We start from the raw sequence: 11783 nt of genomic DNA on the forward strand, positions 1-11783 counted from the left end.
CTGCTTCATTGGCATGTGTTCAGTAGCATGGATCCCGCTCGGCGAAGGGTGTTCAGTTCGAGCAGGCGATCAAGGCTGCTCGTCACCGGGCGCAGGGGTTGCCGCGGGGGCTTCCAGGCGCGCCTGGCGGGCGATGCGTGCGGCCTTGATGCGGCGCCGTACCCACAGCAGGACGCCGATCAGCACCAGCGCGCCGAGGACCCACAGCTCGTATTTCTTGACGTTGCCCAGCATGTGTTCGAGGAACGAGCCGAAATGGTAGGCCGCCAGGCCCAGTGCCGTGGCCCAGACTGCGGCGCCGATGCCGTTGAGCAGCAGGTAACGCCGTGGTGGATAGCCGGACAAGCCGATTGCCACTGGCATGACAGTGCGCAGGCCATAGACGAAACGAAAACTCAGCACCCAGATGTCCGGATGCCGGCGGATGTGCTCCAACGCACGGTCGCCCAACAGCTGCCAACGAGGTTTGCGCGCCAGTAGCTTGCGTCCATGCTTGCGGCCCATGAAATACCATAGCTGGTCGCCTGCGTAGCTGCCGAAAAAGGCCACCACCACAACCATGTTGATATCCATGTAGCCACGGAACGCCAGAAACCCGGCCAGGACCAGAATGGTCTCGCCTTCGAAGAACGTGCCAAGGAACAGGGCGAAATAGCCAAAATCGTTCAGGAATTGTTGGAGCATTTTATCGATGCTGGCGAAGTGAATGCGCAGCCTAACCCGTCATGGACATACATGAAAGTGTCCAAATGTGTCTTGTCGTGAACAATGCTTGTCAACCTGAGAACGCAGACACCTTGTGGATGCGGCCGGTCATGTCATGCAACCGTCATAATCCATGCTTATAACTGTCGCGCCCCCCTTCCAAGCGTGCAGGCGTCAATGGCATCCTGACGCATTACGCGATCCGTGCCGCTCAATTGCAAAGGGCAGTTACGCCCTCGGGAACGCCAGATGAACAACGAAGCCCAGACTCAAGTCGCTCTCACCCAAGATCAGCCGGTGGTCGAAACCCCGGTAGAAGCGCCGTTGGTCATAGAAGCCATCGTCGAACCCGCGCACCCGAGCGAGGCCCTCGCGCCGGCGCCGCACATCGTCGTGCCGGGGCTGGACGACAGCAGCCTGTACATTCATCGCGAGCTGTCGCAACTGCAGTTCAATATCCGCGTGCTGGAGCAGGCGCTGGATGAATCCTATCCGCTGCTCGAGCGGCTCAAGTTCCTGCTGATCTTTTCCAGCAACCTCGACGAGTTCTTCGAGATCCGTGTCGCAGGGCTGAAGAAGCAGATCACCTTTGCCCGCGAACAGGCTGGCGCCGACGGTCTGCAGCCGCATCAGGCACTGGCGCGGATCAGCGAGCTGGTGCATGGCCATGTCGATCGCCAGTACGCCATCCTCAACGACATCCTGTTGCCGGAGCTGGAGAAACACCAGGTTCGCTTCATTCGTCGTCGGCATTGGACAACCAAGCTCAAGACCTGGGTGCGTCGTTATTTCCGCGACGAAATCGCGCCGATCATCACGCCGATCGGCCTGGACCCTACGCACCCGTTCCCGCTGCTGGTGAACAAGAGCCTGAACTTCATCGTCGAGCTCGAGGGCGTCGATGCCTTCGGTCGCGATTCGGGCCTGGCGATCATCCCGGCGCCGCGGTTGCTGCCACGGGTCATCAAGGTGCCCGAGGACGTAGGCGGACCGGGCGACAATTTCGTGTTCCTGTCCTCGATGATCCATGCCCATGCCGATGACCTGTTCCAGGGCATGAAGGTGAAGGGCTGCTATCAATTTCGCCTGACCCGCAACGCCGACCTGTCGGTCGACACCGAGGACGTCGAAGACCTGGCGCGTGCGCTGCGCGGCGAGCTGTTCTCGCGTCGCTACGGCGATGCGGTACGCCTGGAAGTGGCCGACACCTGTCCCAAGCTTCTGTCCGACTATCTGCTCAAGCAGTTCAACCTGTCGGACACCGAGCTGTATCAGGTCAACGGCCCGGTCAACCTGACGCGTCTGTTCAGCATCACCGGTCTGGACAGCCATCCCGAGCTGCAGTACCTGCCGTTCACGCCGCAGATTCCGAAGCTGTTGCAGAACAGCGAGAACATTTTCAGCGTGGTCAGCAAGCAGGACATCCTGCTGCTGCACCCCTTCGAATCGTTCACGCCCGTGGTCGATCTGTTGCGCCAGGCGGCCAAGGACCCTCATGTGCTGGCCGTGCGGCAGACGCTGTACCGCAGCGGTGCCAATTCCGAGATCGTCGATGCGTTGGTGGATGCCGCCCGCAATGGCAAGGAAGTCACCGTCGTCATCGAGCTGCGCGCGCGCTTCGACGAGGAATCCAACCTGCAACTGGCCAGCCGTCTGCAAGCCGCGGGCGCGGTGGTGATCTACGGCGTGGTGGGGTTCAAGACCCACGCCAAGATGATGCTCATTCTGCGCCGCGAGGCGGGCGAGATCGTGCGCTATGCACACTTGGGCACCGGTAACTACCACGCCGGCAATGCCAAGCTGTACACCGACTACAGCCTGCTGACCTCGGACGATGCACTGTGCGAAGACGTCGGCAAGTTGTTCAGCCAGTTGATCGGCATGGGCAAGACACTGCGCATGAAAAAGCTGTTGCATGCACCCTTCACGTTGAAGAAGGGCATGCTCGACATGATCGCTCGGGAGACGCAGTACGCCATCGACGGCAAGCCTGCGCACATCATTGCCAAGTTCAACTCGCTGACCGATCCGAAGGTCATTCGCGCGCTGTACAAGGCCAGCCAATCAGGGGTGCGCATCGATCTGGTGGTGCGCGGCATGTGCTGCCTGCGTCCGGGCATCCCCGGGGTATCGCACAATATCCATGTGCGCTCGATCATCGGGCGGTTCCTGGAGCACACGCGGGTGTTCTACTTCCTCAACGGAGGCGAGGAGCAGATGTTCCTGTCCAGTGCCGACTGGATGGAGCGCAACCTCGACAAGCGCGTCGAAACCTGTTTCCCGGTGGAAGGCAAGAAGCTGATCGTGCGGGTCAAGAAGGAGCTGGAAAGCTACCTGACCGACAACACCCATTCCTGGATCCTGCAGGCCGACGGACGCTACGTACGCAATACGCCGACCGGCAACCAGAACGCCCGCAGTGCGCAGGACATGCTGCTCGAGCGGCTGAGCAACCCGATCCTGCCGGTGCGCTAGCAGCCAGCAAGATCGGCGGTGCGGCTTTCGCGGCCACTGGCCGCTCCTACGGGAATCGCGTTTCACTGTAGGAGCGGTCATCGGCCGCGAAACAGACGCTGCGGTCTATCAGGCAGATGGCGGTGCGATCTTCAGCGTACGGTGAGGGTAAAGCCTACGCGGGTCAGCCATTCGGCTTCCTGGGCGAAGTCGGCCTGGGTCAGCTGGTTGTTCTCCAGCCAGCCATCGGGGAACACCACATCCAGGCTCTTGGCCTTGGCATGCAGGGACACCGCCGGCATCTCCTGGGTACCACGAATGTGGTGGAACAGGATGGCGAAGCGCAACAGCACGCACAGACGGATCAACTGCACACCGTCATCGCCGAACTCGGCGAACTTGTCCTTGGGAATGTTGCGGCGGTGGCCGCGCACCAGCAGCGCCAGCATCTGCTGGTCTTCGCGCGAGAACCCGGCCAGGTCGGAGTGTTCGATCAGGTAGGCGCCATGCTTGTGGTAATGGTAATGGGCAATGTCCAGGCCTATCTCGTGAACCTTCGCCGCCCAGCCCAGCAGCTCGCGCCAGACCCCGTCTTCCAGCTCCCAGTCCGCCGCCACCTGGTCGAAGGCATGCAGCGCCTTGCGCTCGACGCGCTCGGCCTGCTCGACATCGACGTGATAGCGGGTCATCAACGAACCCAGGGTCCGTTCGCGCACGTCCTCGTGGTGATGACGGCCCAGCAGGTCGTACAGCACGCCTTCGCGCAGGGCGCCATCGCAATGGTCCATGCGCTGCAGGGCGAGGGCATCGAAGATCGCTTCGAGAATCGCCAGCCCTGCGGGAAAGATGGTCCGGCGGTCCGGCTTGATGCCGTCGAAATCGATCTTGTCGACATCGCCCAGCTTGAACAGCTTGCGCTTGAGCCAGGCCAGCCCTTCGGCATTGACCTCGCCGCTGCCCTGGCCACCGGCCTTGAGGGCCAGGCCGATGGCGCGGATGGTGCCGGAGGAGCCGATGGCCTCGTCCCAGCTGAGCCTGTGCAGGGCATTCTCGATGCTCATGATTTCCAGGCGCGCCGCCGTATACGCCTGGGCATAGCGCGCCGGGGTGATCTTGCCATCGCGGAAGTAGCGCTGGGTGTAGCTCACGCAGCCCATCTGCAGGCTCTCGCGCAGCAGGGGTTCGAAACGCTGACCGATGATGAACTCGGTGCTGCCGCCGCCGATGTCGGCGACCAGGCGCTTGCCCGGCGTGTCGGCCAGGGTGTGGGAGACGCCCAGATAGATGAGACGAGCTTCTTCGCGACCAGAGATGACTTCCACCGGATGGCCGAGGATCTGCTCGGCGCGGACGATGAATTCATTGCGGTTGCGCGCCTCGCGCAGGGCGTTGGTCCCCACGATGCGCACCGCGCCCAGGGGCAGGCCGTTGATCAGTTGGGCGAAGCGCTTGAGGCAGTCCAGGCCGCGCTGCATCGATTCTTCGCTGAGCTTGCGCTCTTCGTCGATGCCGGCGGCCAGCTGGACCTTTTCACCCAGGCGCTCGAGGATGCGGATTTCATTGACGTGGGCCTTGGCCACCACCATATGAAAGCTGTTCGAGCCCAGGTCGATGGCGGCGATCAGGGACAGGTTCTTGGCTTTGGTCTGCGGCATGGTCAAAGGATCTCGGTCGTTAACCCCCGCATCGTGCCACGATCAGGCGACGGCGCCAACGCGCCATCCTGATCTTTGCCCCAAGGTCCGAGCTCTCGCGAGCGCGAATTGCATTCACGCCGGCTGCATGCCGATGAACTGCGCCAGCTCGGGGGTGCGCGGATTGACGAACAATTCCTTGGGATCGCCCACCTCGTGCACCTTGCCATGGTGCATGAACACCAGCTTGTCGCCGACCTCGCGGGCGAAGCGCATTTCGTGGGTGACCATGATCAGGGTCATGCCGTCTTCGGCCAGCTTGCGCACCACGCTGAGCACTTCGTTGACCAGCTCCGGGTCCAGCGCCGAGGTGATCTCGTCGCACAGCAGCACCTTGGGCGACATGGCCAGCGCGCGGGCGATCGCCACGCGCTGTTGCTGGCCGCCGGACAGGCGTTCGGGGAACGCATCGAACTTCTCGCCCAGGCCGACCCGTTCGAGCATCTCGCGGGCCAGCTCGCGGGCACGAGCCTTGGGCACTTTCTGCACCACCTGAGGGGCCAGCATCACGTTTTCGCCCACGCTCAGGTGCGGGAACAGGTTGAACTGCTGGAACACCATGCCGACCTTCTGGCGCAGGCTGCGCAAGTCGGCGCGCGCCGCATCCAGGTATTCACCGTCGACTTCGATGACGCCGTCGTTGATCGATTCCAGGCCGTTCAGTGTGCGCAGCAAGGTGCTCTTGCCCGAACCGCTGCGACCGATGATCGCGACCACCTGACCTTCGTCCACACTCAGGTCGATGCCCTTGAGCACATGATGATCGCCGTAGTACTTGTGCAGGGCGGAAATCCTAAGCAGCGGCATGCAGCCTCCTTTCCAGATAGCGGGCACTGAGCGACAGCGGGTAGCACAGGGCGAAGTAGCCCAAGGCGACAAAGCCGTAGACCATGAAGGGTTCGAAGGTGGCGTTGGCCAACATGCTGCCGGTCTTGGTCAGCTCGGTGAAGCCGATGATCGAGGTCACCGCGGTGCCCTTGACCACTTGCACCGAGAAGCCCACGGTCGGCGCCACGGCAATGCGCAAGGCCTGGGGCAGGATCACGTGGCGCAGTTGCTCGTTGCGGGTGAGCGCCAGGCTGGCGGAGGCTTCCCACTGGCCGTTGCCGATGGACTCCACGCAGCCGCGCCAGATCTCGGCCAGATAGGCGCTGGTGAACAGCGTCAGGGCCAGGGCGGCGGCCACCCAGGGCGAGATGTCCACGCCCATCAACGCCACGCCGAAGAACACCAGAAACAGCTGCATCAGCAACGGCGTACCCTGGAACACTTCGATATAGCAGCGTGCCAGCGTGCGCAGCGGATGCGCGGGCGAGATGCGCAGGGTCATCACCAGCAAGCCGATCAAGCCACCGCCAATGAACGCCACCAGGCTCAAGGCCAGCGTCCATTGCAGGCCGATGAGCAGGTTGCGCACGATGTCCCACAGGGTGAAATCCATCAGCTGTTCCTCATGATGAAACGCCGACCCAGCCAGTTCAGCAGCATGCGGATCAGGATCGACATGACCAGGTACACCAGCGTGGTCAGCAGATACGTCTCGAAGGCGCGGAAATTGCGCGACTGGATGAAGTTGGCGTAGAAGCTCAGCTCCTGCGTGGCGATCTGCGAGCAGACCGCCGAACCCAGCATGACGATGATGATCTGGCTGCTCAGCGCCGGCCAGACCTTGGCCAGGGCCGGCTGGAGGACCACGTAGCGAAACGCTTCGAAGCGGCTCATGGCCAGGGCCGCAGAGGCTTCGAGCTGCCCCTTTGGCACGGCCTGGATGCCGGCGCGAATGATCTCGGTGGAATACGCCCCCAGGTTGACCACCATGGCCAGCACCGCGGCCTGCCACTCGCTGATCTGCACGCCCAGGCTGGGCAGGCCGAAGAAGATGAAGAACAGCTGGACCAGAAAGGGCGTGTTGCGGATGAGCTCCACGTAGACCCCGAAGAGGCCGGCGAACGGCTTGATCTGCCAGGCCCGCACGGCACCGCCGACGATGCCCACGGCCACCCCGAGCAGCGCGCCGATGGCAGTCAGCTCAAGGGTGAACAGCGCCCCCTTGAGCAGCAGGTCGGCCTGTGCGAGCACCGGGGCGAAAGCGAACTGATAGGCCATTGCGTGCGCTCGACAATCAGAGATCGGCGGGCAGCGGCTGCTTCAGCCAGGTCTGCGCATTCTTTTCCAGGCTGCCGTCGCTCTTGCCCGCAGCGATGATCTGATTGACCTTGGCCAGCAGCTCGGGCTGTTGCTTGTTGATGCCCACGTACACCGGCGAGTCCTTGAGCTTGATCTTCAGGGCTGGAATGCGTTTAGGGTTCTTTTCCGAGATGGCCACCATCACCACGTTGCCGCTGGCGATCAGGTCGGTCTGGCCGGCAAGGTAGGCGGCGATGGTCGAATTGTTGTCTTCGAAGCGCTTGATGGTGAGGCCTTCGGGCGCGACCTTGCTCAGCTCGATGTCTTCGATGGCGCCGCGGGTCACGCTGATGGTCTTGCCCTTGAGGTCGTCCAGAGTGGCGATCGGTGCTTCCGGCGGGCCGAACACGGCCAGGTAGAACGGCGCGTAGGCGCTGGAGAAATCGATGACCTGTTCACGCTCGGCATTCTTGCCCAGGCTGGAAATTACCAGGTCGACCTTGCCGGTGGTGAGGTAGGGAATGCGGTTGGTGGAGTTCACCGGGGTGAGCTGCAGCTTCACCTTGAGTTGATCGGCGATCAGCTTGGCCGTGTCGATGTCCAGTCCGCGCGGTTGCATGTCGGGGCCGACCGAGCCGAACGGCGGGAAATCCTGCGGCACGGCGACGCGCAAGGTGCCGCGCTCGGTGATGTCGCTCAAGCCATCGGCGTGGGCTGCCTGGCCCAGCATGAAACTGGCGACCAGGGCGGTGAACAGCAGGCTGCAGCGCGAAATCATGGCGATACTCCGATTGCGATCGAGTCGAGGTTGCCAGGGAGGTAGCACAGCGCGTGCCAGAATGGGGCAGGGGGCGTGTGCCGCCGCGTGGGATCGGGGTTCGGGCTGCAACGAGTGCGCTGTGCCGGACTGGTCGCGCACCGTTGCGGAGCGCACTGGCCCGGACCTGCGATCATTTCTGGTGCATCGAGCGGGGTTCCATTGCCTGTATCACCGATGTTCATAGTGATGATCAATGATCATCGGCTTCCTGTAGCAGCGCTGTGCCGCTATGATGGGCCACGTTTTTCTTTCCGAATATGACCACGGAGACACTCCATGAGCAGCGACCTTATCAAGCACGTCAGCGACGCCAGCTTCGAAGCAGATGTACTCAAGGCTGACGGTGCTGTACTCGTCGACTACTGGGCCGAATGGTGTGGCCCGTGCAAGATGATCGCCCCGGTGCTCGACGAAATCGCCGAGACCTACAAGGGCAAGCTGACCGTCGCCAAGCTCAACATCGACGAGAATCAGGAAACCCCGGCCAAGCACGGCGTACGCGGCATCCCTACGCTGATGCTGTTCAAGAACGGCAACGTCGAGGCGACCAAGGTCGGCGCGCTGTCCAAGTCTCAGTTGGCAGCCTTCCTGGACGCCAATATCTGATACCTGAAAGGCCCCGCATTCGTCGGGGCTTTTTTCTGGGCGCGATACTGGACGCCTACAAATCGAGGTGTTACATTCGGCCTCGCATTGGTTTCTCCTCTGCCCCCTGCAAGCCGTCGCCGACGCACTCCTACTCGAATCAGTACGCGATCCTGTCGCCTTCTCTGCGGCGCGGCCTCATTAAGCCCAAAGCTTAATTTCTCCCCTCCATACATGATTACGTCATTCCCTTATGAACCTGACTGAACTCAAGCAAAAGCCGATCACCGATCTGCTCGAAATGGCCGAACAGATGGGCATAGAAAATATGGCCCGTTCGCGCAAGCAGGATGTGATTTTCTCCCTGTTGAAGAAGCACGCCAAAAGCGGTGAGGAAATCTCCGGTGATGGCGTGCTGGAGATTCTCCAGGACGGCTTCGGCTTCCTGCGTTCGGCTGACGCCTCGTACCTGGCCGGCCCAGACGACATCTACGTCTCGCCCAGCCAGATCCGCCGCTTCAACCTGCGTACCGGCGACACCATCGTCGGCAAGATCCGCCCGCCCAAGGAAGGCGAGCGTTATTTCGCCCTGTTGAAAGTCGATACCATCAACTTCGACCGTCCGGAAAACGCGAAAAACAAGATTCTCTTCGAAAACCTCACGCCGCTGTTCCCTACGGTGCGTATGAAGATGGAAGCCGGCAACGGTTCCACCGAAGACCTCACCGGTCGTGTCATCGACCTGTGCGCACCGATCGGCAAGGGCCAGCGTGGCCTGATCGTCGCTCCGCCGAAAGCGGGCAAGACCATCATGCTGCAGAACATCGCGTCGAACATCACGCGCAACAACCCTGAATGCCACCTGATCGTCCTGCTGATCGACGAACGTCCGGAAGAAGTCACCGAGATGCAGCGCACCGTGCGCGGCGAAGTGGTCGCTTCGACCTTCGACGAGCCGCCAACCCGCCACGTGCAAGTGGCCGAGATGGTGATCGAGAAGGCCAAGCGCCTGGTCGAGCACAAGAAGGATGTGGTCATCCTGCTCGACTCCATCACTCGCCTGGCGCGTGCCTACAACACCGTGATTCCGAGCTCCGGCAAGGTCCTGACCGGTGGTGTCGACGCCCATGCTCTGGAGAAGCCCAAGCGTTTCTTCGGTGCCGCGCGTAACATCGAGGAAGGCGGTTCGCTGACCATCATCGCCACCGCGCTGGTCGAAACCGGTTCGAAGATGGATGAAGTGATCTACGAAGAGTTCAAGGGTACCGGCAACATGGAGCTGCCCCTGGACCGCAAGATCGCCGAGAAGCGTGTCTTTCCGGCCATCAACATCAACCGTTCCGGTACCCGTCGCGAAGAGCTGCTGACCGCCGACGACGAACTGCAGCGCATGTGGATCCTGCGCAAGCTGCTGCACCCGATGGACGAAGTGGCGGCCATCGAGTTCCTGATCGACAAGCTCAAGCAGACCAAGACCAACGACGAGTTCTTCCTGTCGATGAAACGCAAGTAAGCCCACCAGCTGCTTGATCCGAATGGCGCCCTTGCGGCGCCATTCGCATTTTCAACGCACCATAGCCATGCCAGACCCGTTCGGCCGACAAGGATTGTTATGACTCACCCAGCCTATCGACGTGACATCGACGGCTTGCGCGCCGTGGCGGTCATTGCCGTGGTGTTGTTCCACTTTGGTATTCCGGGTTTTGCCGGCGGGTTCGTCGGCGTTGACGTGTTCTTCGTGATCTCGGGTTATCTGATCACCTCGATCATCCACCGCGAGCGTGCCTCGGGCCACTTCAGTTTCGTGGAGTTCTGGGTGCGCCGTGCGCGGCGGATCCTTCCCGCCCTGGTGGTGATGATGGTGGCCTGTCTGATCGTTGGCTGGTTCCTGCTGGTGCCGCGTGACTATGAGGAGCTGGGGCGCTCGGCGCGCTACCAGGCCATGTTCATGTCCAACGTGCTGTTCGCCCGCCAGGACGGCTATTTCGATACCGATTCGGAGCTCAAGCCACTGCTGCACACCTGGTCGCTGGCGGTGGAAGAGCAGTTCTACATTCTCTTGCCGCTGCTGCTGGTCGTGCTCGGCCGGTATGTGAAGGCGTGGCGCAGAGGTTTGCTCGGCATTGCCCTGGCATCGTTTGCGGTGAGCGTCTGGCAGGTTCAGCAAGCCCCGGCGCAAGCATTCTTTCATCTGGTCCGGCGCCGGCCAGCCGACCTGGCTGTCACGGCTGCTGGGCACGCGGCCGATGGTGGCGGTGGGCTTGATTTCCTATTCCTGGTACCTGTGGCATTGGCCGGTGCATGTATTCGCCGACTATGCCGCCGTGGACGGTATCGCTGCGCACGAAAACCTTGCGCTGATCCTGGGCAGCCTGCTGCTCGGCTACCTGTCCTGGCGCTGGGTCGAAACGCCCCTGCGCGGTCGGCGCTGGCTGGCCCAGCCGCGTCAGGCGCTGTCGGCCGCATTGCTGGCCATGGTGGTGGTGGGCCTGGCGGGGGCAATCCCTGCGCTGGAGCGATGGCGTACCGTCGCGGCTGTCGGCGAAGGCATTGGCCTACGCCGAGGCCGGCGAATGGCATGCCGGGCAGCGTGACTGCATGTTCGAGAAAACCACTGCGCCCGAACGCCTCATCTGTCACCTCGGACGCCAAAGCAAGGACGTGCTGCCACCTTTGATCTGGGGCGACAGCCATGCAGCCGCCCTGATGCCGGCACTGCGCGTACACAGCGAGCGCACCGGGCAGGCGCTCGATCTGGCCAGTTCGGCCGGCTGCGTGCCGGTCGCGGGCCTGGAGCGCAACGACCTGTGCCGGCAGTTCAATGCACAGGTCCGCAGCGTGATCGCGCAGGCGCCAAAGCGCGACGTGGTGCTGGTCGCGCGCTGGACGTTGTACCTGTATGGCGACGAGCATGGCGACATGACCTATCGCTTGCCCGGTGCCGATGCGCCGGTGCAGCTGGCCGAGGCGCTCAAGCGCGAAGTCCGGGCCTTGCGCCAGGCGGGCAGCCGGGTCTGGCTGCTCGATGAAGTCCCTTTGCAGAACGCCAACGCACCTTACCGGCTGAGCCGCCTGGCCATGCTCCAGCGACCGACCGAGGGCATCGGGCGCCCGCTGCCCGAGCACCGACAGCGCCAGGCATTCATGCATGCGTTGTTCGCCGAGCTGGTTGCCAGTGATCCCCAGGTGCGCATCCTCGATACGACCCAGCTGTTCTGCGCCGATGGCATGACCTGCGTGGCCGAGTCGGCAGGGCGCTCGCTGTACATGGACGACAACCACCTGGGCGACGACGCGGCAGGGTTCGTGGCGCCGTTGTTCGCCCCGCTGCTGGCGCCGGTAAAGGCATCGCAGCCCGGCAATTCCCATTAAAGCCCAGCCGGCGGCTGCCAGCGGCC

The 11783-nt window shown here is 62.5% G+C and carries 9 protein-coding genes and 1 pseudogene; 4 read left to right on the forward strand and 6 right to left on the reverse strand.

Translation table 11 applies throughout. The features are described from left to right. Positions 1-69: 69 nt before the first annotated feature. On the reverse strand, positions 70-684 hold the full coding sequence (locus IFT98_RS15490) for a DedA family protein (protein ID WP_122479910.1): 615 nt from the start codon (positions 682-684) through the stop codon (positions 70-72). A 270-nt stretch (positions 685-954) separates the two neighbouring features. Between IFT98_RS15490 and ppk1 the strand changes: the two genes are divergently transcribed. Next, positions 955-3180: a polyphosphate kinase 1 gene (gene ppk1, locus IFT98_RS15495; protein ID WP_192050095.1), complete on the forward strand. Its 2226-nt coding sequence runs from the start codon at positions 955-957 to the stop codon at positions 3178-3180. A gap of 131 nt (positions 3181-3311) precedes the next feature. On the opposite strand, the gene ppx is transcribed toward ppk1, so the two are convergent. From ppx to IFT98_RS15520, 5 genes are all read right to left on the reverse strand, one after another. Further along, the gene (gene ppx, locus IFT98_RS15500) at positions 3312-4814 is read right to left on the reverse strand and encodes an exopolyphosphatase (protein WP_122480128.1); all 1503 of its coding nucleotides are present in this window, start codon (positions 4812-4814) and stop codon (positions 3312-3314) included. 114 nt (positions 4815-4928) lie between these two features. Next, positions 4929-5660 (reverse strand): amino acid ABC transporter ATP-binding protein, encoded by a 732-nt coding sequence (locus tag IFT98_RS15505; protein WP_122479908.1) that lies wholly within the window; start codon positions 5658-5660, stop codon positions 4929-4931. Next, positions 5647-6297: an amino acid ABC transporter permease gene (locus tag IFT98_RS15510; protein ID WP_192050403.1), complete on the reverse strand. Its 651-nt coding sequence runs from the start codon at positions 6295-6297 to the stop codon at positions 5647-5649. Before IFT98_RS15510 ends, IFT98_RS15505 begins: the two co-directional genes overlap by 14 nt. Beyond that, the gene (locus IFT98_RS15515) at positions 6294-6959 is read right to left on the reverse strand and encodes an amino acid ABC transporter permease (protein ID WP_056844749.1); all 666 of its coding nucleotides are present in this window, start codon (positions 6957-6959) and stop codon (positions 6294-6296) included. Before IFT98_RS15515 ends, IFT98_RS15510 begins: the two co-directional genes overlap by 4 nt. Positions 6960-6975: 16 nt before the next feature. Continuing rightward, positions 6976-7758, reverse strand: a complete 783-nt coding sequence (locus IFT98_RS15520) for a transporter substrate-binding domain-containing protein (protein WP_122479906.1) — start codon at positions 7756-7758, stop codon at positions 6976-6978. Between the two features lie 318 nt (positions 7759-8076). On the opposite strand from IFT98_RS15520, the gene trxA reads away from it, so the two are divergent. From trxA to IFT98_RS15535, 3 genes and pseudogenes are all read left to right on the forward strand, one after another. After that, complete coding sequence (gene trxA / locus IFT98_RS15525) at positions 8077-8406, forward strand: thioredoxin TrxA (protein ID WP_043192254.1); 330 nt, start codon at positions 8077-8079, stop codon at positions 8404-8406. 232 nt (positions 8407-8638) lie between these two features. Beyond that, complete coding sequence (rho, locus tag IFT98_RS15530; protein WP_043192255.1) at positions 8639-9898, forward strand: transcription termination factor Rho; 1260 nt, start codon at positions 8639-8641, stop codon at positions 9896-9898. Positions 9899-9997: 99 nt separating this feature from the next. Further along, positions 9998-11757 (forward strand): annotated as a pseudogene (locus IFT98_RS15535) (acyltransferase family protein). Positions 11758-11783: the final 26 nt, after the last annotated feature.

The sequence above is a fragment of the Pseudomonas sp. CFBP 8770 genome, assembly GCF_014841705.1.
Taxonomy (GTDB): Bacteria; Pseudomonadota; Gammaproteobacteria; order Pseudomonadales; family Pseudomonadaceae; genus Aquipseudomonas.